The organism is Streptomyces gobitricini (assembly GCF_039532985.1).
Taxonomy (GTDB): Bacteria; Actinomycetota; Actinomycetes; order Streptomycetales; family Streptomycetaceae; genus Streptomyces; species Streptomyces gobitricini.
This window is the reverse complement of sequence record NZ_BAAASR010000013.1, coordinates 105396-127562: the sequence shown is the minus strand read 5'-3', so window position 1 is coordinate 127562 and position 22167 is coordinate 105396. Positions and strand designations below refer to the sequence as shown.

16 protein-coding genes are annotated in these 22167 nt (G+C 74.2%); 8 read left to right on the top strand and 8 right to left on the bottom strand.

The window, feature by feature from the left end; translation table 11 throughout:
* Positions 1-12 precede the first annotated feature (12 nt).
* Genes ABD347_RS10265 through ABD347_RS10245 form a run of 5 tightly spaced genes read left to right on the top strand, consistent with a single transcriptional unit; the run spans position 13 to position 5179 of the window.
* A complete protein-coding gene (locus ABD347_RS10265) occupies positions 13-492 on the top strand; it encodes a DUF5709 domain-containing protein (protein WP_344359313.1) in 480 nt (159 codons plus the stop codon).
* Positions 492-1082: a 2Fe-2S iron-sulfur cluster-binding protein gene (locus tag ABD347_RS10260; protein WP_344359311.1), complete on the top strand. Its 591-nt coding sequence runs from the start codon at positions 492-494 to the stop codon at positions 1080-1082. Before ABD347_RS10265 ends, ABD347_RS10260 begins: the two co-directional genes overlap by 1 nt.
* Positions 1079-2071, top strand: coding sequence for an FAD binding domain-containing protein (locus ABD347_RS10255; RefSeq protein WP_344359308.1), 993 nt, complete (start codon positions 1079-1081; stop codon positions 2069-2071). The genes ABD347_RS10260 and ABD347_RS10255 overlap by 4 nt, the downstream gene beginning before the upstream one ends.
* Positions 2072-2086: 15 nt before the next feature.
* Positions 2087-4225, top strand: coding sequence for a xanthine dehydrogenase family protein molybdopterin-binding subunit (locus ABD347_RS10250; protein WP_344359306.1), 2139 nt, complete (start codon positions 2087-2089; stop codon positions 4223-4225).
* Positions 4226-4243: 18 nt separating this feature from the next.
* Positions 4244-5179 carry a glutaminase gene (locus ABD347_RS10245; protein WP_344359304.1) on the top strand — a complete coding sequence of 312 codons (936 nt, stop codon included), beginning with the start codon at positions 4244-4246 and terminating at the stop codon, positions 5177-5179.
* Between the two features lie 59 nt (positions 5180-5238).
* Here the strand turns inward: ABD347_RS10245 and ABD347_RS10240 are convergent, their stop codons facing one another.
* Positions 5239-6891 (bottom strand): IclR family transcriptional regulator domain-containing protein, encoded by a 1653-nt coding sequence (locus ABD347_RS10240; protein WP_344359301.1) that lies wholly within the window; start codon positions 6889-6891, stop codon positions 5239-5241.
* A gap of 114 nt (positions 6892-7005) precedes the next feature.
* Here ABD347_RS10240 and ABD347_RS10235 point away from each other — a divergent pair, with 114 nt between their 5' ends.
* The gene (locus ABD347_RS10235; RefSeq protein ID WP_344359299.1) at positions 7006-8196 is read left to right on the top strand and encodes a 4-hydroxybenzoate 3-monooxygenase; all 1191 of its coding nucleotides are present in this window, start codon (positions 7006-7008) and stop codon (positions 8194-8196) included.
* A gap of 292 nt (positions 8197-8488) precedes the next feature.
* On the top strand, positions 8489-10231 hold the full coding sequence (ctaD, locus tag ABD347_RS10230; protein ID WP_344359296.1) for an aa3-type cytochrome oxidase subunit I: 1743 nt from the start codon (positions 8489-8491) through the stop codon (positions 10229-10231).
* A gap of 6 nt (positions 10232-10237) precedes the next feature.
* Here the strand turns inward: ctaD and ABD347_RS10225 are convergent, their stop codons facing one another.
* The 6 genes from ABD347_RS10225 to ABD347_RS10200 form a co-directional block, all read right to left on the bottom strand.
* The gene (locus ABD347_RS10225) at positions 10238-10888 is read right to left on the bottom strand and encodes a phosphoribosyltransferase (RefSeq protein WP_344359294.1); all 651 of its coding nucleotides are present in this window, start codon (positions 10886-10888) and stop codon (positions 10238-10240) included.
* A gap of 509 nt (positions 10889-11397) precedes the next feature.
* Entirely contained in the window at positions 11398-12723 is a 1326-nt protein-coding gene (locus ABD347_RS10220; RefSeq protein ID WP_344359292.1) for a lysine N(6)-hydroxylase/L-ornithine N(5)-oxygenase family protein, read from the bottom strand.
* Positions 12720-13304, bottom strand: coding sequence for a GNAT family N-acetyltransferase (locus ABD347_RS10215; RefSeq protein WP_344359289.1), 585 nt, complete (start codon positions 13302-13304; stop codon positions 12720-12722). The genes ABD347_RS10220 and ABD347_RS10215 overlap by 4 nt, the downstream gene beginning before the upstream one ends.
* On the bottom strand, positions 13301-15088 hold the full coding sequence (locus ABD347_RS10210) for an IucA/IucC family protein (protein WP_344359287.1): 1788 nt from the start codon (positions 15086-15088) through the stop codon (positions 13301-13303). The genes ABD347_RS10215 and ABD347_RS10210 overlap by 4 nt, the downstream gene beginning before the upstream one ends.
* On the bottom strand, positions 15085-16623 hold the full coding sequence (locus ABD347_RS10205; RefSeq protein WP_344359284.1) for a pyridoxal phosphate-dependent decarboxylase family protein: 1539 nt from the start codon (positions 16621-16623) through the stop codon (positions 15085-15087). The genes ABD347_RS10210 and ABD347_RS10205 overlap by 4 nt, the downstream gene beginning before the upstream one ends.
* Before the next feature lie 11 nt (positions 16624-16634).
* A complete protein-coding gene (locus ABD347_RS10200; protein WP_344359283.1) occupies positions 16635-18446 on the bottom strand; it encodes an IucA/IucC family protein in 1812 nt (603 codons plus the stop codon).
* 190 nt (positions 18447-18636) lie between these two features.
* On the opposite strand from ABD347_RS10200, the gene ABD347_RS10195 reads away from it, so the two are divergent.
* The gene (locus ABD347_RS10195) at positions 18637-20166 is read left to right on the top strand and encodes an MFS transporter (protein WP_344359281.1); all 1530 of its coding nucleotides are present in this window, start codon (positions 18637-18639) and stop codon (positions 20164-20166) included.
* 10 nt (positions 20167-20176) lie between these two features.
* Here the strand turns inward: ABD347_RS10195 and ABD347_RS10190 are convergent.
* Positions 20177-22167 (bottom strand): iron ABC transporter permease (locus ABD347_RS10190; RefSeq protein WP_344359279.1); only part of this gene is annotated, 1991 nt, incomplete at its 5' end.

The window sequence follows — 22167 nt, the reverse complement described above, 5'->3', positions numbered from 1 at the left end:
GGGAGCGATGCCATGGACACCGAGAGCACGATGGGCGACAACGTCTACCAGCCGGACGACTCCGACGGCCGGGAGGACGACGGCATCCTCGACCCCGAGGACACCCTGTCGGACCGGGAGGCCGATCCCTACGACGAGGGCTGGTCCCCGCCGGAGCGGCCCCTGGCCGTCAACCACGTCGGCACCACCGCCCGCGAGCAGCGCGAGGGCGAGACCCTCGACCAGCGGCTCGCCGAGGAGGTGCCCGACCCGGCGCTGGAGGAGCCCGACACCTCCAACGGCATCGGCGACCTCCCGGGTGGTGACGGCGAGCCCCTCGGCGACCAGGTCGGCCGCGAGCGCTCCGGCCGTCTCGTCGCACCGGACGAGGGCGTGCGGGAGGACGACGAGAAGGACGTCGTCGCCCGGGACGTGGGTATCGCGGGCGCCGCCGCCTCCGCCGAGGAGGCCGCCATGCACACCGTCCCCGACGAGGCCGACGAGACCCTCTGATGAGCGTCGCGCACCCGCCCCACGACCCCTCCGGCGGCCCCGCCGCCCCCGGGGACCACCCCGACGGAGTGCCGACCCGGTCCCGCGTCACCCTCCGGGTGAACGGCGAACCCCGGGACCTCACCGTCGACCACCGGGCCACGCTGCTCGACGTGCTGCGCGAGGACCTCGGGCTGACCGGGGCCAAGAAGGGCTGCGACCACGGGCAGTGCGGGGCGTGCACCGTCCTCGTCGACGGACGGCGCGCCAACAGCTGCCTGCTTCTCGCGGTCGCCCAGGACGGCGTCGACGTCATCACCGTCGAGGGCCTGGCCGCGGGCGGAGAGCTGCACCCGGTGCAGCAGGCGTTCCTCGACCGGGACGCCTTCCAGTGCGGGTACTGCACACCCGGGCAGCTCTGCTCGGCCGTCGGCGTGTTCGCCGAGGCCGCCGCCGGGCACCCCTCCCACGTCACCGACCCCGCCCGGCCGTCCGGCCAGGGGCCGGTGGAACTGACGCCCGCGGAGATCCGCGAGCGGCTGAGCGGCAACCTGTGCCGCTGCGGTGCCTACCCCAACATCGTCGCCGCCGTCGAGGACGTGACCCGGTGAAGCCCTTCGGATACGTACGCGCCAGAAGCGTCGAGGAGGCCACCGCCGCCCACGCGGCCCGCCCCGGCGCCCGCTACCTCGCGGGCGGCACCAACCTCGTCGACCTGATGAAGCACGGCGTCGAGGTTCCCGGCACGCTCGTCGACGTCGGCCGGCTGCCGCTCGACACCGTCGAGGAGCTGCCCGACGGAGGGCTGCGCGCCGGCGCGACCGTGCGCAACAGCGACCTGGCCGCCCACCCGCTCGTACGCGACCGGTATCCCGTCCTGTCGCAGGCGCTGCTCGCCGGGGCGTCGGGCCAGCTGCGCAACACCGCGACCACCGGCGGGAACCTGCTCCAGCGCACCCGGTGCCCCTACTTCCAGGACACCGCCATGCCCTGCAACAAGCGCGAGCCCGGTAGCGGCTGCGGCGCCCGCGAGGGCGTCCACCGCGACCACGCCGTCCTCGGCCACTCGCCGCACTGCGTCGCGACGCACCCCTCCGACATGGCCGTGGCCCTCGCCGCCCTCGACGCCACCGTCGAACTGCACGGCCCGGACGGTGAGCGGACCGTGCCGGTGACCGAGTTCCACCGGCTGCCCGGCGACCACCCCGAGCGGGACACCGTCATCCGGCCCGGCGAGCTGATCACCGCGGTCGTCCTGCCGCCCGGTACGGCCGGGCTGCCGTCCGCGTACCGCAAGGCCCGTGACCGTGCCTCGTACGCCTTCGCGCTCGCCTCCGTCGCCGCGGTCCTCGACGTGGCCGGGGACGGGACCGTACGCCGGGTCGGACTGGCCTTCGGCGGCCTCGCCCACCGGCCGTGGCGGGCCCGGCTCGCCGAGACCGCGCTCCTCGGCACCACGCCCACCGATCGGACCATCGCCCGTGCGGTGGAGGCCGAGCTCGGGCTGGCCCAGCCGTTGCGGGACAACGCCTTCAAGGTGCCGCTCGCCCACAATCTGGCCTGCCGTGTCCTGTCCGAACTGGCGGCCGACCGCCCCTGAACGGAAAGACCAGCGATGCACTCCACCCGCGCCCGGGTGCCCGCCGCGCCCGCCCCCGCCCTCGGCGTCGCCACCGAGCGCGTAGAAGGACGCGACAAGGTCACCGGCACCGCCCGGTACGCCGGCGAACACGCCCACACGCCGCCCGACTGCGCCTACGCCTGGCCCGTACCCGCCACCGTGGCCTGTGGCCGGGTGACCTCCGTGGACACGGCCGCCGCCCTCGCGCTGCCCGGCACCCTCGCCGTCCTCACCCCCGGGACAGCCCCCCGCCTCGGCGAGGCCGACGACCCGACGCTCGCCGTCCTCCAGGACGACGCGGTGCCGCACCGCGGCTGGTACGTCGCCCTCGCCGTGGCCGAGACGCTCGAGGACGCCCGGGCCGCGGCGGCGGCCGTCGGCGTCACCTATGCCGCCGAACCGCACGACGTCACGCTCACCGAGGACCACCCGGACGCCTACCGTCCCGACCTGGCCAACGGGGGCCAGGCGGCGGTCCGTGAGCGCGGCGACGCCGAGGGCGCCTTCGCCGCCGCGCCCGTCCGCGTGGACGTCACGTACCGCGTCCCGCCGCTGCACAACCACCCGATGGAGCCGCACGCCGCGTTCGCCCGCTGGGACGGCGAGGGCGACGGGGTCCGCCTGACGGTGTACGACTCCAGCCAGGGCGCCAACCCGGTCCGCAAGACCCTCGCCGCCCTCTTCCGCCTGCCCGAGGACCGGGTCACGGTGGTCTCCGAGCACGTGGGCGGCGGGTTCGGCTCCAAGGGCACCCCGCGCCCGCACGTGGTGCTGGCCGCGATGGCCGCCCGCCACACCGGCCGGCCCGTGAAACTCGCCCTGCCCCGGAACCACCTCGCGGCCGTCGTCGGCCACCGCGCGCCGACGATCCAGCGGGTCCGGCTGGGCGCCGGCAGCGACGGCACCCTCCTCAGCCTCAGCCACGAGGTCACCACCCACACCTCCCGCGTCAAGGAGTTCGTCGAGCAAGCCGGCGTCCCCGCCCGCGTGATGTACGCGTCGCCGCACAGCCTCACCGACCACCACGTCGCGCCCCTCGACGTCCCGACCCCCTCCTGGATGCGCGCCCCGGGCGAGGCACCCGGCATGTACGCGCTGGAGTCGGCCATGGACGAGCTCGCCGACGCCGTCGGCCTCGACCCCGTCGAGCTGCGCGTCCGCAACGAGCCCGCCACCGAACCGGACAGCGGCCTGCCCTTCAGCAGCCGCAACCTCGTCGCGTGCCTGCGCGAAGGGGCCCGCCGGTTCGGCTGGGCCGACCGCGACCCGCGCCCCGCGGCCCGCCGCGAGGGCAGGTGGCTCACCGGCACCGGGGTCGCCGCCGCCACCTACCCCGTACTGGTCTCACCGTCCACCGCCACCGCCACCGCCCTCCACGACGGCGGCTACGACATCCGCGTCAACGCCACCGACATCGGCACCGGTGCCCGGACCGTGCTCGCCCAGGTCGCCGCCGACGTGCTGGGCGTCGCCGTCGACTCGGTGTCGATCGGCATCGGCAGCACCCGCCTGCCGCGCGCCCCACTCGCCGGCGGGTCATCCGGCACCGCCTCCTGGGGCTGGGCCGTGCACCGGGCGTGCACGCGCCTGGCCGAGCGGCTGGCCCGGCACACCGGACCCCTGCCGGCCGAGGGCGTCACCGCCTCCGCCGACACCACCGCGGAGACCGAGCGCACCCCACCGTTCGCCCGGCACGCCTTCGGCGCCCACTTCGCGGAGGTCCAGGTCGACACCGGCACGGGGGAGGTACGGGTGCGGCGGCTGACGGGCGTCTACGCCGCCGGGCGGATCCTCAACCCCCGTACGGCCCGCTCGCAGTTCATCGGCGGGATGATCATGGGGCTGGGAATGGCCCTGACGGAGCACAGCACCATGGACCCGGCCTTCGGGGGCTTCGCCGAACGGGACCTCGCCTCCTACCACGTACCGAGCCACGCCGACGTCCCGGAGATCGACGCGCACTGGGTCGAGGAGGACGACCCCCACCTCAACCCCATGGGCAGCAAAGGCATCGGGGAGATCGGCATCGTCGGCACCCCGGCCGCCATCGGCAACGCCCTGCACCACGCCACCGGCGTCCGCTTCCGTGAGCTTCCGCTCACCCCCGACCGGGTGCTGCCGGCCCTCTCGTAGCCCTTAGGGTGGGTCACCGTGCCGCCCTCCTTCCAGCCCGTCACCGACTTCCGTCCGGTGCTCGACCGCATCGCCGCCGACATCGCGGCCGCCCCGGCCCGGGGCCGGCCCGCCGACTACATCCCGCTGCTCGCCGAGGCCGATCCCGGCCGCTTCGGCATGGCCGTCGCGGAGCTGGACGGCACGGTGTACGGGGTCGGGGACTGGCGGCAGCCCTTCTCGGCGCAGTCCATCACCAAGGTGTTCACCCTCGCCCTCGTCCTCTCCATGGACGGCGGGGCGCTCTGGGAGGGCGTGGGGCGCGAACCGTCCGGCAACGCGTTCAACTCGCTGGTGCAGCTGGAGTACGAGAACGGCATCCCGCGCAACCCGTTCATCAACGCGGGCGCGCTCGTCGTCACCGACCGGCTACAGACCCTGACCGGCGACGCCTCCGGGAGCCTGCTGGACTTCCTCCGCGCCGAGAGCGGCAACGCGGCGCTGGACTTCGACGAGCGGGTGGCCGCCTCCGAGACCGCGCACGGCGACCGCAACGCCGCCCTGGCCCACTTCATGGCGTCGTACGGCAACATCGCCAACCCGGTGCCCGACCTCCTCGACCAGTACTTCCGCCAGTGCTCGGTGGAGGCGTCCTGCGCCGACCTGGCACTGGCCGCCGGTTTCCTGGCCCGCCACGGCATCCGGGCCGACGGCTCGACGCTCCTCACCCGCAGCCAGGCCAAGCAGATCAACGCGGTGATGCTGACGTGCGGGACGTACGACGCGGCCGGTGAGTTCGCCTACCGGGTCGGCCTGCCCGGCAAGAGCGGCGTCGGCGGCGGCATCATCGCCGTCGTCCCCGGCCGCTGCACCCTGTGCGTCTGGAGCCCCGGCCTGGACCGGCGCGGCAACTCGGTGGCGGGCGTGGCGGCGCTGGACCGCTTCACGACCCTGACGGGGCTGTCCGTCTTCTGACCACCGCGCCCCCTCGGCCCCCTCCGCCCACTTCGCGCACTCTGTCCGGGACGGGGTGATCAGGCCGTCGCGATCCGGGCGAAGCGGCCCGCGACCCGCAGGTCCGCCTCGATGCGGTCCGCCGTCGCCCGCAGCTCCGGCAGCAGCTCCTGCACGCACTGCCCGGCGGTCCGGCGGACGCTGTGCATGGCGACGTTGACCGCCGCGACGGCCACCCCGGCGCGGTCGCGGACCGGTACGGCGAGGGAGCGCAGCCCCTCCTCCAGCTCCTCGTCGACGAGGGCGTACCCGTGGCGGGCGACGGAGTCCAGGACGGCGGCGAGTCCCGCGGGGTCGGTGACGGTGTGCGGGGTGAGCGGGAGCAGTTCGGTGCGGGCCAGCCGCTCCGCCCGCTGTGCCGGGGCGAGTCCGGCCAGCAGGACCCGGCCCATCGAGGTCGCGTACGCCGGGAAGCGCGTTCCGACGGTGATGTTGACGCTCATGATGCGGCTGGTGGCGACCCGGGCCGTGTACTGGATGTCGTCACCCGCGAGCACGGCGAGCGACGCCGAGTCGTGCACCCGGGTGGCGAGCGCCGCCAGGTGGGGCGCGGCGATGGCGGACAGGGTGGTGCGGGAGAGCGGGGGGTAGCCGAGCTCCAGGACGCGCGGGGCCGGGCGGAAGGTCCGCTCGTGGGCCGTGACGTACCCGAGGTGCTCCAGGGTGATCAGCGCGCGGCGCGCGGTGGCGCGGGCCAGGCCGGTCGCCTCGGCGACCGCGCTGAGCGTCAGGGCGTCCCGCCCCTCGTCGAACGCGGTCAGCACGGTCAGCCCGCGGGCCAGCGACTCGATGAAGTCCCGCCCCAGCTCCTGTTTGGACGCCCCCGTCCACGCCGCGAGGCCGTACGGCGCGGGCGCCGGGGCCGGCGGCCGGGCCTCGCGCAGCTCCCGCTCCATGCCGTGGACGGCCGCGCGCAGCCGGGGCAGGGCGGCGTCCCGCAGTGAGGCGGCGCTGTGCCGGCTGGTGTGGCTCACCACGCTCACCGCGCACGCCACCCGCCCGTCGGGCCCGTGCACCGGTACGGCGAGGGCGACCAGACCGGGCTCGATGCGCTGGTCGTCCAGCGCCCAGCCGCGCTCCCGCGCCTCGGCGGCCCGCTGCTCGAACCCCTCGCCGTACGGCACGGCCGGCGGCGGTACGGCGGGGAAGTCCCGGCCGTCGGGGTCGGAGGTGCGGTGTTCGCGCCACCGCGTCCACTCCGCCGGCGTCCAGTCGGCGGCGAACAGCGCGCCGGGGGCGGTGCGTTCGGCGGGCAGCAGGTCGCCGATGCGGAAGCTGAGGGACATGGCGCGGCGCCGGGTCGCCTGGTGGACGAAGCGGATGCCGTCCCGGTCGGTGACCGCGAGGGACACCGACTCGTCCAGTTCGTCGGCGAGGGCGTCGGCGCGGGCGCCGAGCAGGCCGGGGAGGCGGATCGCGGCCAGGTAGGCGTTGCCGAGCTCCATCAGGCGCGGGGCGAGGGTGGCGTCGCGGCCGTCGAGGCGGACGTAACCCATCCGCGCCAGGGTGGCCGTGACCCGGTCGACGGTGGCGCGGGCGAGACCGGTGGCGCGCTCCAGTTCGCTGAGGCTGAGCGTCCCGGCGGCGTGGGTGAGCGCGCGCAGGACGGTGATGCCGCGCATCAGGGGGGCGACGGCCTCCGGGGGCGGCTGCGCGGGGCTGGTGGCGGGCATCGGATCTCCGTCGCTCGGGCCGGGGAACGCGGCGTTGACAGGGTGGGGTACCGGGCGCACACTCTGCCCACCCCGATTCGTGAAGTTTACTTCACTGGACGAACAGGAGAGCGCATGCACACCACCGTCGCGATCATCGGCGGCGGCCCGGCCGGACTGCTGCTCGCCCGGCTCCTGTACCGGGCGGGCGTCGACAGCGTCGTCCTGGAGAGCCGTGACCGCTCCTACGTCGAGCGGCGCCAGCGCGCGGGCATCCTGGAGCAGGCCACCACCGACGTCCTGCGCGCCGCGGGCGCCGGAGACCGGCTCGACCGCGAGGGACTGGTCCACGACGGCATCGAGCTGCGCTTCGCCGGACGCGCCCACCGCCTCGACCTTCCGTCCCTCACCGGGGGCCGCAGGGTGACGGTGTACGCCCAGACGGAGGTCGTCAAGGACCTGATCGCCCTCCAGCTCACCGACGGCGGGCCGCTGTTCTTCGGCGCGGAGGTCCACTCCGTGGAGGGTGCCGAGGGCACACGGCCCGTGATCCGCTACACCCGCGAGGGCCAGGAGCAGACCCTCACCTGCGATTACGCCGTCGGCTGCGACGGCTTCCACGGCATCGCCCGCGCGGCCGTGCCCGAGGCGGCGCGGACGGCGTACGAGCGGACCTATCCGTACTCCTGGCTGGGCATCCTCGCCGAGGCACCGCCCGTCCACGACGAGCTGATCTACGCCCACTCCGCTCGGGGGTTCGCCCTCGCCAGCATGCGCACCCCGGCCGTCAGCCGTCTCTACCTCCAGGTCCCCAACGGCACCGACCCCGCCGACTGGCCCGACGAGCGGATCTGGGACGAACTGGACGCCCGGCTCGCGCTCGAAGCCCAACCCGACTGGCGGCTGAGGCGCGGACCGGTCACCCAGAAGTCGGTGCTGCCGATGCGCAGCTGGGTCACCGAGCCGATGCGCCACGGGCGGCTGTTCCTCGCCGGCGACGCGGCGCACATCGTCCCCCCGGCCGGCGCCAAGGGGCTCAACCTCGCCGTCTCCGACGTGGTGGTGCTGGCCCGCGCCCTGGAGCTGTGGCACACCACCGGCTCGGAAGCGCTGCTGGAGGCGTACTCCGACACCTGTCTGCGCCGGGTCTGGCGCGCCGAGCACTTCTCCTGGTTCATGACCACGACCCTGCACACCGATCCCGACCGGTCCCCCTTCGACACCCGCCTCCAGCTCGCCCAGCTCGACCGGATCGCCTCCTCGCCGCACGCCGCCGCCGAACTGGCCGCGAACTACACCGGCCCGCCCCTCACGGCCACCGGCTGACGCCCCGTCCCCGGCGCGTGACGAACCCCCGGCCCCGAAGGGCGCAGGCACTCGGCGCAGGCGCGCGGCGCAGGCGCGCGGCGCCGGCCCGGACGAGGGCCGCGGTGCGGGCACGACGGCTTGCCCGGCGCGAGGACCGGGCGGGCGGCGCTGGCCAATACGGGTGACGTGTCCAGCGCTGTACGGGTGCAAAGCGGGCGGTGGCGGCGTGCGGCTCGTAGCGTTACGGAGGGCGGTAAGGGGGTACTTTGCCGCGCGTCCTGCCCGTGCGTGTGCGACGACGAGGATTCGTATGGTGACAACGACGGAGCCGGTCGCCCCGGTACCGGTGGCGGGACGCGGTCGCGGCCGTGTCGTGGTGCAGTGGCTGACCACGACGGACCACAAGAAGATCGGGCACCTCTACCTGGTCACGTCGTTCGCGTTCTTCCTGCTCGCCGGCGCGCTCGCGATGGTGATGCGGGCCGAACTCGCCCGCCCCGGCATGCAGTTGCTTTCCATGGAGCAGTACAACCAGGCGTTCACACTGCACGGCACCGTGATGCTGCTGCTCTTCGCGACGCCCACTTTCGCGGGATTCGCCAACGCCATCATGCCGTTGCAGATCGGCTCACCGGACGTCGCGTTCCCGCGGCTCAACATGTTCTCGTACTGGCTCTTCCTCTTCGGCGGCCTCATCGTCGTCGGAAGCCTGCTGATGCCCGACGGGAGCGCCGACTTCGGCTGGACGGCCTACACGCCGCTCAGTCGGGAGGAACGCTCCCCGAGTGTCGGCGCCGACATGTGGATCATGGGGCTCGCGCTCTCCGGGTTCGGCACGATCCTCGGCGCGGTCAACTTCATCACCACCGTCATCGGCATGCGCGCACCCGGGATGACCATGTTCCGCATGCCCATCTTCACCTGGAACGTCCTGCTCACCTCCGTCCTGGTGCTGCTGGCCTTCCCGGTGCTGGCCGCCGCGCTGCTGTGCCTGGAGTCCGACCGGCGCTTCGGCTCCCACATCTTCGACCCGGCCAACGGCGGAGCACTGCTGTGGCAGCACCTCTTCTGGTTCTTCGGCCATCCCGAGGTGTACATCCTGGCGCTGCCGTTCTTCGGCGTGGTGACCGAGATCCTCCCCGTCTTCTCCCGCAAGCCGCTCTTCGGCTACATCGGGCTGGTCGGCGCCACCATCGCCATCACCGGCCTCTCCGTCGTGGTGTGGGCGCACCACATGTTCGCCACCGGCGCCGTGCTCCTGCCGTTCTTCTCCTTCATGAGCTTCCTCATCGCCGTCCCCACCGGTGTGAAGTTCTTCAACTGGGCCGGAACGCTGTGGAAAGGCTCCCTCACCTTCGAGACCCCGATGCTGTGGGCCATCGGGTTCCTCGTCACCTTCCTCTTCGGCGGACTGACCGGCGTCGTCCTCGCCTCCCCGCCGATGGACTTCCACGTCACCGACTCGTACTTCGTCGTCGCCCACTTCCACTACGTGCTCTTCGGGACGATCGTCTTCGCGATGTTCGCCGGATTCCACTTCTGGTGGCCCAAGATGACCGGCACGATGCTCGACGAGCGCCTCGGGAAGATCCACTTCTGGACCCTGTTCGCCGGATTCCACCTGACGTTCCTCGTCCAGCACTGGCTCGGCGCCGAAGGCATGCCCCGCCGGTACGCCGACTACCTCGCCGCCGACGGGTTCACCGCGCTCAACACCCTGTCGTCGATCGGCTCGTTCCTGCTCGGCCTGTCCACCCTGCCGTTCCTCTACAACGTCTGGAAGACGGCCAAGTACGGCGAGCGTGTCGACGTCGACGATCCCTGGGGCCACGGACGGTCCCTGGAGTGGGCGACCTCCTGCCCGCCACCCCGCCACAACTTCACGACGCTGCCCCGCGTCCGCTCCGAGTCACCCGCCTTCGACCTGCACCACCCGGAGATCGCCGAGGTGGAGAAGGCGCAGACCGGCGGCCGCCGCGACGTCCTCGAACCCGGCCGGGGCGTCGCCTCCCCGCCCGGCGGACCCGACGGACGCGGCGAGGGACACGTCTGAACGGCGTCAGCCGCCGTGCGCGGCCCTCAGGGCCCGCACCACCTCGTCATCGGTGAGCTGGGCGAAGTCGTCGTACCACTGCCCCACGGCCTCGAAGTCCGGCGGCTGGTACACGTACACGATCTCGTCCGCCTCGCCACGCAGCGCCGCCGTGGCCTGGCTCGAACACACCGGTACCGCCAGCAGCAGACGGGCCGGGGAGGCGGCCCGGACGGCCCGCAGCGCGGCCCGCGCGGTGACCCCGGTGGCCAGCCCGTCGTCGACCACCACGACGGTCCGCCCGCCGAGCACGGGCGCCGGCCGGCCACCGCGGTACAGCTCCTCACGGCGGCGTGCCTCCCGCCGCTCGGCGTCCACCCGGGCGCTCAGCTGCCCGGGGGTCAGGCCGAGCACCGCGAGCGCCCGCTCGTCGAAGACGGGCGGCTGCTCCCCGACGAGAGCGCCGATGCCGACCTCCCGGTTGAACGGCGCTCCGATCTTGCGGACGACGAGCACGTCCAGCGGTGCCTCCAGCACCCGGGCGATCTCGCCGGCCACGGGCACGCCGCCACGCGGCAGTGCCAGCACCATCGGGTCCTCCAGCAGTCCCCGCCGCTGCCGCTCGGCAAGCGGGGCGGCCAGTTCGCGACCGGCCTCCCTGCGGTCCTGGAAACGCATCGTGCTGCCTCGCCTCCGTCTCGCGTACACCCGGGTGAACGGGTACCGCCGCCGCGCCCGGCGACACCCGCCACCGCGACCGGTTCCGGCCGGACCCCCGCGAGCCGCCGAGCCGCGTACACCCCGGGCCGCGACCGCCCGGCCACCGCGCGTGGCCGACGCACACCGCGCCCCTGGCCCGGGCACTCAGCCGGTGGCCGGGGCCACCGAGGACGGTGGGGCGGCCGAGGGCGATGGGACCTGGCGCCGGCCCGCCCTCGCGCCCTCGCGGCCGCGTCCGCACGCGCCCGCGTCGGTGCCGGGTCGGCGCGGCAGGCGGCGTGCCCGCCGGACGGTCATCGGCGCGCGGGACGCTCACCGCCGCCGGCCCCCGCCGCGCGCCGACCCGGCACCGGGCGCGCCGGGGAAGCGCCGGGCGGGCCGTACGCGCCGTGTTCCCTCGCCCGCGGCGGTGGGACGCCGATCTCGCGCCGGACCCCGCCGGACCGCCGGGGCCCGGCGGGGCCGCCTCACGACACCTGCCTCGGCACGTCGAAACTGGTGAAGGCACTCCGCTTCGGCAGCCGGTAGGTCTCCCGCCCGGTGATCGCGTTGAGGATCGTGGCGTTGCGCACCGCGCCGATGTCCAGGTTGGGCGCGGAGACGCCGTGGCTGTGGATCTCGGCGTTGGCCACGAAGACGCGCCCGGTGACCCCGTCGGCGAGCTCGACCGAGTGGTCCTCCCGGACGCGGGGGCGGCCCCGGTCGTCCCGCGCCAGCAGGCCGTCCACCGGCGCGAGGAACGCGGGCGTGCGGTTGCGGTAGCCGGTGGCGGCCACCACCAGGTCGGTGGTGTGCGGGAAGGTCTCACCCGTGTCGCGGTGACGGCACGTCAGCACCGCGCGCCCCGAGTTCCCGTCGACGGCCGCCGACTCGACCGTGATGCCGAAACGCAGCTCCACCTCGGCCGCCCCGTGCTCCAGCTGGCGCCGGTAGAGCAGTTCGTGGATCTCCTCCAGGGTGTCGGTGGAGACGCCCTTGTAGAACTGCCACTGCTCCTTCACCAGCCGGTCGCGCACGTCCTGCGGCAGGGAGTGGAAGTACCGCATGTACGCCGGGGTCGTCAGCTCCAGGTTCATCTTGGTGTAGTCGAGCGGGGCGAACGAGGACGTGCGGGTCAGCCAGCTCACCGCCGGCCCGCCCTCGACGTTCCGCCCGAGCAGGTCCACCACCACCTCGGCGCCCGACTGGCCCGAGCCGACGACGGTCACCTTCCCGGCGGCGGCCACGTCGGAGGCCCGGTACAGGTACTCGGACGTGTGCAGCAGCATCGAGTCGGGCAGGCCCGCCAGGGCGTCGGGGACGTACGGAGCGGTACCGATGCCCAGCACGAGGTCGCGGGCACGCATCCGCAGCCGCGTACCGTCACCCCGTACCACGTCCACGGTGAACCGCTGCTCCTCCGCGTCCCACCGCACCTCCTCCGCCCGGTGCGAGAAGCGGACCGACGGCAGCCTCGCCGCCGCCCAGCGCAGGTAGTCCTCGTACTCACGGCGCGACGGGAAGAAGTTCTCCCGGACGGTGAACGTGTACAGCCGGTCCATGTCGTGCAGGTAGGCGAGGAACGACATCGGGTGCCAGGGGGCGACGAGGGTGACGAGGTCGGCGAGGAAGTTCACCTGCATCGACGCGTCGCCGAACATCATCCCCCGGTGCCAGGTGAGTTCGGGCTGCTCCTCCAGGACGACCAGGCCGACGCCGTCCACGGTCGAGGCCAGCGCGGCGAGGCCCAGGTTGAAGGGGCCGCAGCCGATGGCCACCACGTCGTGGTCGGTGGTGGGAATGGTCTCGGTCATCGGGGCATGTCCTTGTCGTGGCGCGGACGGACCATCAGGGCGGCGGTCTTGTCGGGGAAGGTGATCTCTCCGGCGGGGCGGAAGCCCGCCGCCTCGAACGCCCTCAGCGAGGGCGCGTTGGTCGCATCGGGTTCGGCGACCACCCGGGCGCACCGCGGGTCGGCGGCGAGCAGGCCCTCCGCCAGGGCCCGCAGCAGGGCCCGGCCCAGGCCCTTGCCGGTCCGGCCCTCCTCGCCGATGGCGATGTGGACGCCCAGGTCGTGCGGCAGCTCGGCGTAGTGACCGGCGAGCCGGTCGCGGACCACCCGGTACACCTCGATGTACGCGAGCGGCCGGCCGTCCAGGTCGACCAGGACCGGCAGGATCGCGTCACCCGCGAGGTGCCCGGCGATCTCCTCGTACCAGCGCTCGCGCGGCCACGCCTGGTGCCAGAAGGCGTCGATGTGCGGCGACCGCATCCAGCCGTGCACCAGGTCCAGGTCGGCGCCCTCGGCCCGCGCCACCCGGGCGGACCAGGGGGCGGGCAGTAAGGGCAGCGGCGGGCCGGGGACGGTGAGCGCGGCCGACTGTGCCGAGGTCATGCGGAGGCCTCCCGGAGGGGGTTGGGGGCGTCGAGGTAGACGGACTGGGCGTCGAGCGGGGCGAGCACTTCGTCGATGCCGTGCAGACGGGTCAGCAGATTGCCCTTGCACGGCAGGGTGGGGGCCTCCAGCCAGCGGCGTGCCAGCCGGTCACCGTCCGGCCCCGCCTCGGCGAGCGCGGGCAGCGCGGCCCGCAGCCGGCCGGCGAGCACGGCGAGCAGGTCCCGCTCGTCCGCCAGGCCGTCGACGGCGAGGCAGCCGACGACCGACAGCGCCTGGTTGCGCAGCAGGTAGTAGGAGAGCCGGTCGTCGACGAGGGCGTCGTCGACCACGGCGAGCGTCGAGGAGTCCGCGCCGAGCCGCCTCAGCAGTCCGGGCAGGTACGAGGCCGCCAGGTAGTAGCCCTGGTTGTCGCGGAACGTGGCGCCGGTGACCCGGCCCGACGCGTCCAGCCGGACCAGGGTGTTCTGCTGGTGAGCCTCCAGCCCGATGCCGGTCGCGGCGTACAGGTGCAGCATCGGCACCAGCACCTTGTCGGTGTAGTCGGCCGTCCACCGCTCGGCCGCCCCGGGGCCGAGCGCCGCGACCTGGTCGCCCAGCGCGCTGCGGCCGAGGCCGGGGCGCGGGGCGACCAGGCCCACCAGGCAGCGCAGGTCGGCGATGCCGTCCGGGACCTCGCGCACGGCGACGTCCAGGCCGGTCACGTCCGGCCCCTCGGGGCGGTCCGGCTCGTCCACCGCGAGCCAGGCGGGGTCGCGGGTGATGGCGAAGCCGGGGTGCGCCAGGAAGGTGCTCCGCGCGTACCCGGCGTCGAGGAGCCGGTTGATCTCCAGTCCGCGGCGCAGCTCCGTACGGGTCGACTCACGGCGGGAGTTGGTCAGCCGCAGTCCGAGGGAGAGCTTCAGCATCACGTCGGCGTCCGGCCGGTACAGGGTCCGCACACTGGAGGTGGGCCACCACTCGGGGCCCAGCTCGCCGAGCGGCTTCAGTGCGCCCGAGGCGACGAGCGCCTTGATCCGGGGGCGGTGCAGCAGGTCCCGGGCCTGCCAGGGGTGGGCGGGCACCAGCACCCGCCCGTCGTCCGGGCGCCGGCCGGCCAGGTCGGCGAGGAGGGCCACGGTGTCGCGGCCCGCCAGCGAGGGTGCTCCCGCCACGGCGTCGTGGGAGACGACCGACTCGTCGGCGGCGAACCAGTGCAGCCGGAACGAGCCGCGCAGCTCGGGCGAGAAGGCGGCGGCGTCATGGTCCGAGATACCGTCGCGGCTCTTGGGCGCCGGGTGGTTCAAGTGGCCCAGCAGCAGCGCCTGCTCCGCGTCCAGGAAGCCGTCCACGCCGGGCGGCGGCTTTGGACGGGCCCGCCGCTCGGCGATGAACGTGGCGACCCGGCGTACGGACTCGGCGGTGCGCTCCACCAGATCGGCGACCTCACCGGCCGGTACCCCGCCGGGGCGGCCGCCGCCGCGCACCGCCGCCTCGGTGGACAGCAGCGCGACCGCCGTGACCGGGTCGGCGACCGGGCCGAGCGGCCCGCCGGCGCCCTCCAGCCGGGCGGGCGCGAACCGGTGCCAGCCGGTGGGGGAGCGGTGCGTCACCTCGGTGACGAGGGCCAGCCCGGCGGTGGGCAGCTCCACCCGGAGCGGGCCGGGCGTGACGGGCGTACCGGTCTCGCGCAGCCAGCACCGGAGCAGGGCCTCGATGTGGGCGTGTTCGGCGGCGCCCCGGGGGTCGAGCGCGTGCAGCGGGTCGGTCCGGGTGGTGGTTGCCGCCGTGGTGGTGATGCTCATGCGGCGCCCTCCTCGATGAGTCGTTCACAGGTGCGGCCGGCGTCGAGGACGCAGTCCACGAGACCGTCGATGTCGTCGGTGGTGGCGGTGGGGTTGAGCAGGGTGAACTTCAGGCACACCCGCTTGGGGGAGCCGGGTCCGCCCGTCGCGGTCTCGGTGCGCCCGATGAGGGCGGTGCCGGACTCCAGCAGCCGGCGGCGCAGCGCGCCGTTGAGTTCGTCGGAGGCCGCCGGGTCGTCGGTGCGGTAGCGGAACAGCACCGTGGTCAGCTCGGCCGGTGCGACCAGTTCCAACTCGGGTTCGGCGAGGACCCGCCGCTCGGCGTGGCGGGCGAGGTCGTGGCACGCGTCGACCATCCGGCCCATGCCGCCGCGGCCGTACGCCAGGAGCGTGGCGGCCGCCTTCACCGCGTCGGGGCGGCGGGTGGTCTGGAGGCTGCGGCCGAGGAGTCCGTCGTACCCGGCCTCGGAGTCGTCCACCGGGTTGAGGTAGGCGACCTGGCGGTCCAGTGAGGTGAACGCGGTCGTGTCGGAGACCAGCAGCACGCTGGTGGCGGCGGGCTGCCAGCCGATCTTGTGCAGGTCGAGGGTGATCGAGTCGGCCAGTTCGAGACCCGCCAGGCGGCCGGCCAGCCGCCGCGAGAACAGCGCGCCGAACCCGTACGCGGCGTCGACATGCATCCACATGCCGTGCCCGGCGGCGATCTCGGCGATCTCCGGCAGCGGGTCGACGGAGCCGAAGTCCGTGGTCCCGGCGGTGGCGACCACCGCGACGGGCATCCGGTCGGGGCCGAGCGCGGCCAGGGCGGCGGCCAGGGCGTCGGGCCGCATGCGGCGGCGCTCGTCGACCGGTACCGGGTGCACGGCGGCCTCGCCCAGTCCGAGGGCGGCGCAGGCGCGGTGGGTGGAGAAGTGGGCCAGCTCGGAGCAGAACACCACCGGGCCGGGCAGCGCCGCCACCCCGTGCTCGCGGGCGTCGACGCCCCGCCGCAGCGCGGCGGCGTCCCGGGCCAGCAGCAGGCCCATCAGGTTGGACAGGGACCCTCCGGGCGTCAGGACGCCGTCGGCCCGCTCCCCGAGACCGGCCAGGTGGATCAGCACGCCGATGAGCCAGCGCTCCACGGCGAGGGCGGAGGCCCCGGAGTCGTAGGTGTCCAGGGAGGCGTTCTGGGTGCTCGCCAGGGCGTCGGCGGCGACGGCGACGGCCAGCGAGGGCGGCTGGAGGTGGGCGGCCGCCCGAGGGTGCGACAGGTCGATGCCGCCCTCGATCAGGAGGGTCGTCAGCAGCTGGAGCGCGGCCTTGGGGCCGAGCCCCTCGGTGGACAGCTCGGCGGGGCCCAGTGCCCGGGAGGCGGCGGCGAGGACATCGGCGGGGGTGCCCGCCGGGAGGGGGCCGTCCGGCCGGCGCGCGGCGGACGCGGTGTCGACCGCCTCGGAGAGGGTGGCGAGGACTTCGGCGAGCCCGTCGTGGGACCCGGCGAGCAGGGCCGGCGGGAAGGGGGACAGCGGGGGTCGTGTCCCGGTCAGCGGTGTCACGCCCGGTCTCCTCAGTGCTCGGCCAGCGGGTTGGGGTGCGTGCCGTTCGGGTACAGCGCGTGGCGCAGCGCGCGGTCGGTGTACCGGGTGACCACGATCCGGTCGCGGTTGAGGCCGTAGCGGGGGATCTCCGGGGTGAGCAGGTCGTACTCGGCGAACCGTTCGGACAGTTCGGGGAACCGGCGCTGGAAGTCGAGGATCGTCTGCCGGACCAGGCGCCAGAACGTCCGCTCCGGTACGCCGAGTTGTTCGGCGCAGAGCGGTGCCAGATAGCGGAAGTGGCCGACGAAGACCTGGTCGACGACGTGCTGCTTGATGATCGACGGGTGTTTGCGGGGCAGCACGTGGTCGTGCCCGTCCGGCTCGGGGCCGCGCTCGGGCACGTCGGTGAACGACACGCACACGTCGTCCACGAAGTCCTTCAGGTACAGGCGGTTCGGTATGTCGTTCTCGTCGTAGCCGATCAGTGTGTTCTGCCCGTGCGGGTTGAAGGTGACGCCGTACCGGTACAGCACGTGCATGATCGGCACGAGGAGGGTGTCGAAGAGGCGCCGCAGCCACTCCTGCGGGTCGAGGCCCGAGGCGCGGACGAGTTCGGCGACGAACGCGTCGCCCGCGTTGTCGACGTGCAGCAGAGAGGCGAAGGTGCGCACCCGCTCGGCGGGGTCCTTGCGCGCCGACACGGATTCGCGCCAGATGCAGCCGAGTGTCTCCAGGTGCTGGTAGGGGGCGTCGTCGAGTCTGGTGAGATAGGGGTGCCGGACGGTCACCGAGGCGACCTCGCCGAGGAACACGGTGCGGCACTCCTCGGTGAGGAACGCGTCGCGCTCCACCAGGCCGCGCAGCCACTGGGTGACGACGGGCGCGCCCATGGTGCAGTGCGGCGGGATGCCGCGCCAGACCAGGGTGTTGAGGATCTTGAGGGGGAGTTTGACGTCGTACCGCTCGGGCGTGGTGACGTTGGCCATGGTCCGGATGGACTGTCCGGGCAGGTACGCGTCCGGGCTCTCGCCCAGCGGGATGACACGGCGCTGCGCCACGTCGGCGGCGTGCAGGATCTGCACGGCGTGGTCCCACTGCCAGGGGTGCACGGGCATCCACACGTAGCCCCGCGGGTCGACACCGGCGTCCTGGAGGACGGTGGTGAACCGGGCCCGCGTCTCGCCGTCCAGCTCCCGGTCGACGATGTCGTTCTCGGACAGCTCCGAGGTGCCGCGGAACTCGGCGAGCCCGCGGTGGACGGCCACCCAGCGGAGCTTCAGTGGCTGCGCGGACTCGGGAGCGTACCGGCGTACGTCGGTGGCGGAGAAACCGATGCGTCCCTTGTTGGCGACGAGGAGGTTGTGGCCGGTCATGCGGCACTCGAGCTCGGTGTGGTCCAGGGCGCGCATGTCGGCCACGGACTCGCCGCCGTGGGTGATGCGGGCGGCGTCGACGGCCAGGGTGGCGGACAGTTCGGTGAGGTAGGTGGCGATGGTCGACGGGTCGCTGCCGATCGTCGACGCGGCCTCGATCAGGAACTCCTGCGCGTCCCAGGCCGGTTGCGCGATGGAGTTGCCGAGCATGCTGGTGGCGGTGCGGGTGATCGACGCGGGGTCGACCCGCAGCCAGCCGAACGCGCCGGGTGCGGCCGTGAACGCGTACGTGGTGCCGCTGTCGAGGTCGATGCGGTAACCGCCGTCGCCGGTTTCGACCGCCTTGAGCATGTCCTCGAAACACCACTCGCCCATCGCCTTGGCGAGAAGCCGTCGATTGGCCTCCCGCCATGCCGCGGGGGCGACGTCGGGCAGCGCGGGCACGGGATGGTCGGCGGGGGTGGGCATCAGGCGGCTCCGATGTCTGTCCGGATCATTGCGCTCGAACGCCTGGACGTCCAAGCGGAGTTAGATTAGGTTAGGCTTACCTAATGGGCAAGGTCAACTTTCGGCCATGGAGCCACAGTTGGCATCCGACGCACCATCAGCTCCACGTCCGGGATTGGCCGAAGCCCCCATCTCATGGAGGTGAACAGCGGTGCCTTCCCGCCGTCGTACCCCGCGCTGGACCTTCGCCCTGGTCAGCGCCGGTGGCGTGATGATGACCCTGGACGTGACCGTGGTGAACGTCGCCCTGTCCGACATCGCCCGGGATGTCGATGCGGGGCTCACCAGGGTGCAGTGGACCGTGTCGGCCTACTCGCTGGCGTTCGGCGCGTTACTCCTCACGGCCGGCGCCCTCTCCGACCGCGTCGGACGCCGCGCCGTGTTCACCGCCGGCATGGCGCTGTTCACCCTCGCGTCGGCCGCCTGCGGTCTGGCACCCGACGCCGGCACCCTCATCGCCGCCCGCGCCGCCCAGGGACTGGGCGGCGCCATGGTGTTCGCCCCGACCCTGGCGCTCATGGCCGCCGTGTACGAAGGCGCGCGCCGCCAGGCCGCGATAGCAGCCTTCGCCGCCATCGCCTCCGCGGCCGGCGCGCTCGGCCCCATCATCGGGGGCCTGTTCGTCCAGGTCCTCGGCTGGCGCTGGATCTTCCTGGTCAACGTACCCATCGGCATCCTGGTCGTGGCCGGCGCGCTCACCCGCATGCCCGAGTCGATGGCGCCACGGGACGCCCGGCGCCGGATGGACCTGACGGGCGCCGCGCTCGGCGTCGGAGCGCTCCTGGCGCTGCACTACCCCCTGGTCGCGGGCCCCGAGTCCGGCTGGGCGGCACCGCGGGTACTGGTCTCGGCGGCCGTCGGCGTCCTCCTCGCCACCGCGCTCGTGGCCAGCCAGCGCCGCGGCGGTGGCCTGCTCGACATGACCCTGCTGCGGATCCGGGCCTTCTCCGGTGCCGCGGTGCTGGGCTTCCTGGCCCGGCTGACCAGCCTCGGCGTGCTCGCCTTCGTCACGCTGTGGCTCCAGAGCACCCACGCGTACTCCCCGCTCGAAGTCGGGCTGCACCTCCTGCCGCTCACCGGCAGCCTGCTGCTGGCCGGGCTCTTCGTCGCCCGGCTGCAACGGGTGTTCCCGCCCGACCTGCTGGTCGCCGGCGGGTTCGCGGCCCAGGCCCTGGGGCTGGCCGGGCTGGGCCTCGCCGGGGCCGGCACCGGCCCCGGCGAGGGCGGCCGGGCCGTCACCGTCGTCGCGCTGGTACTCCTCGGCATCGGAGGGGCCGTCATCTTCCCGCCGCTCATGGGCATCGCGGTCGGCGCAGCGCCCGCCGACCGGGCGGGGATGGCCTCCGGACTGACCAACGCCTGCTACCCGCTCGGCACGGCGACCGGCGTCGCCGTCTTCGGCGCCATCTTCTCCGCCCGGCTGAGCGACGGGCTCGGCACGGGCCCCGGCGTCACCGGCCCGGTGCGCGAGGCCGTCGAGACCGGCCGGCTCGAACTGCTCGACCCCGCGCTCCAGCCACTCGCCCGCACGGCGTTCTCCGGCGCCTTCACCGCCGTGTGCCTGGCCTCCGCGCTCGTCTGCCTGCTCGGCGTGCTGGCCGCGCGGACGCTCCGGCCCGAGGCGGAGGCCACCGGGGGCACGGCGAAGCGCCCCCGGTCCCGTATCGCCCAGGCCTCCTGAGGCCCGCCGGTCACAGCCGCCGCAGCAGCCACACCAGGTACGGGGCCCCGACCAGAGCCGTGACGATGCCGACCGGGATCTCGGTCGGGGCCAGCAGCCACCGGCCCAGCGCGTCCGAGGACACCACCAGTACCGCCCCCAGGACGGCGGCCATCGGCACCATCCGGGCCGTGTTGTTGCCGACGATCCGCCGGGCCAGGTGCGGAGCGACCAGACCGACGAAGCCGACCGCGCCCACCGCCGCCGCCGTACCCGCCGCCAGCACCGCGCCGGCGCCGAGGACCAGCAGCCGGGCGCGGCCGAGCTCCAGCCCGAGGGCGCGCGGCAGTTCGTCGCCGAGCGAGAGCAGGTTCACCGGCCGTGCCGCGATCACCAGGACCACCGCGACCAGCGCGGGCAGGGCGAGCCAGCCCAGGGCCGAGAAGTCCCGGGCGTACGTGCTGCCCGCCAGCCAGCCCAGGGCCGACGAGATGTTCATCTGCACGCTGACCACCATGATGTTGACCAGGGCCATCGACGTGGCCGCGGCCCCCAGGCCCACCAGCACCACCCGCGTCGGATCCAGCCCGCTCCGCCCGTCCTTCCCGCTCCCCCGCGCGACCAGCACCACGAGGGCGAGCATCAGGACACCGCCGGCCCCCGCCGCGGCCGGCAGGGCCACCATCGGCGCCGACGGGGCCGCGACGATGACCGCGATCGCGCCGAGCGACGCCCCACCGGTCACCCCCACGAGCCCCGGTTCGGCCAGCGGGTTGCGGACGACCGACTGGACCGCCGCCCCGGCCACCGCCAGGCACGCCCCGGCCAGCGCTGCCACCAGGACGCGGGGCAGCCGGTAGTCCACCACCGCTTCGGTGATCTGCTCCGCGGAACCGAACAGCGCCGCGCCGAGCTGGCTCCAGGAGATCTCCACGTCCCCCACGCGCAGCGAGACGGCGACCGCGACGGCCAGCGCCACCAGCCCGCCACCGAGCGCGACCGCGTAGGCGGGGGCACGCCGCTGGTCGGACACCACCACCGCGGCGCCCGTGTCGGCGTCACCGGTGCTCACCCGGCGGGCCAGCGCCATGAACACCGGGCCGCCGATCAGCGCCGTCACCACACCGACCGGGATCTCCGCGGGCTGCGTGGCGGACGGCGTCACGATCAGCTGGGCGGCCGCGTCGGCGCCGAGGACCAGCGCGGACGCCAGCACCGCCGCCGTCGGGATCAGCAGCGCGTGCTTGCGGATCCCCAACTGCCGTGCGATGACCGGCGCGATCAGCCCCACGAAGCCGATCGGCCCGGCGAGCGAGACGGCCGCGGCGGACAGCAGCACGGCGACGAGGAAGGCCGCGGGGCGGACGCGTTCCACCCGTACGCCCATGGCCTCGGCCGTCTCGTCCCCGAGCGCCAGCAGGTCCAGCGGGCGGGCCAGGAACGGAGCGAGCAGCGCGCCGGCGGCGACGACCGCGCCGAGGATCAGGGGCCGTTCCAGCGAGGTCTGCATCAGGGTGCCGTTGCCCCAGAAGAACAGTCCCCGGGTCGCCTGCACGTCGAGCATCTGGAGGAACTCGGCCGCCGACGTGCCCGCCAGGGCCACGGTCGCACCGGCGAGCAGCACCCGCCCGGGCGTCATCACACCGCTGCGGCTGAGCAGGTACACCACGGAGACCGCGACGAGGCCGCCGAGGAACGCCGCGCCTCCGGCCGGGACCGGGCCGAGGCTGACCCCGGTGAAGGCCACGAGCACCACGGCGAAGTAGGCCCCGGCGTTCACCCCCAGTGTGTCGGGCGCCGCGAGGGGGTTGCGGGTGGCGCCCTGGACGAGCACGCCCGAGACGCCGAGCGCGACGCCGACGACCAGTCCGGTCAGTGTGCGCGGCAGACGGCTGCCGAGCAGCACGTCCTCGGTGCGGGCGTCGCCGTGGCCGAGGAGCAGGTCCAGGATGTCACCGACGCCCACCCCGGACACGCCGAGACCGAGGTGGACCACGCCGACCAGGCACAGGGCGAGGGACA

What these genes read in the sequence shown, in the direction of transcription:
- ABD347_RS10265 (WP_344359313.1), top strand. Translation starts at nt 13, where the DNA reads ATGGACACCGAGAGCACGATGGGCGACAACGTCTACCAGCCGGACGAC.
- ABD347_RS10260 (WP_344359311.1), top strand. Translation starts at nt 492, where the DNA reads ATGAGCGTCGCGCACCCGCCCCACGACCCCTCCGGCGGCCCCGCCGCC.
- ABD347_RS10250 (WP_344359306.1), top strand. Translation starts at nt 2,087, where the DNA reads ATGCACTCCACCCGCGCCCGGGTGCCCGCCGCGCCCGCCCCCGCCCTC.
- ABD347_RS10240 (WP_344359301.1), bottom strand. Translation starts at nt 6,891, where the DNA reads ATGCCCGCCACCAGCCCCGCGCAGCCGCCCCCGGAGGCCGTCGCCCCC.
- ABD347_RS10235 (WP_344359299.1), top strand. Translation starts at nt 7,006, where the DNA reads ATGCACACCACCGTCGCGATCATCGGCGGCGGCCCGGCCGGACTGCTG.
- ctaD (WP_344359296.1), top strand. Translation starts at nt 8,489, where the DNA reads ATGGTGACAACGACGGAGCCGGTCGCCCCGGTACCGGTGGCGGGACGC.
- ABD347_RS10225 (WP_344359294.1), bottom strand. Translation starts at nt 10,888, where the DNA reads ATGCGTTTCCAGGACCGCAGGGAGGCCGGTCGCGAACTGGCCGCCCCG.
- ABD347_RS10220 (WP_344359292.1), bottom strand. Translation starts at nt 12,723, where the DNA reads ATGACCGAGACCATTCCCACCACCGACCACGACGTGGTGGCCATCGGC.
- ABD347_RS10215 (WP_344359289.1), bottom strand. Translation starts at nt 13,304, where the DNA reads ATGACCTCGGCACAGTCGGCCGCGCTCACCGTCCCCGGCCCGCCGCTG.
- ABD347_RS10210 (WP_344359287.1), bottom strand. Translation starts at nt 15,088, where the DNA reads ATGAGCATCACCACCACGGCGGCAACCACCACCCGGACCGACCCGCTG.
- ABD347_RS10200 (WP_344359283.1), bottom strand. Translation starts at nt 18,446, where the DNA reads ATGCCCACCCCCGCCGACCATCCCGTGCCCGCGCTGCCCGACGTCGCC.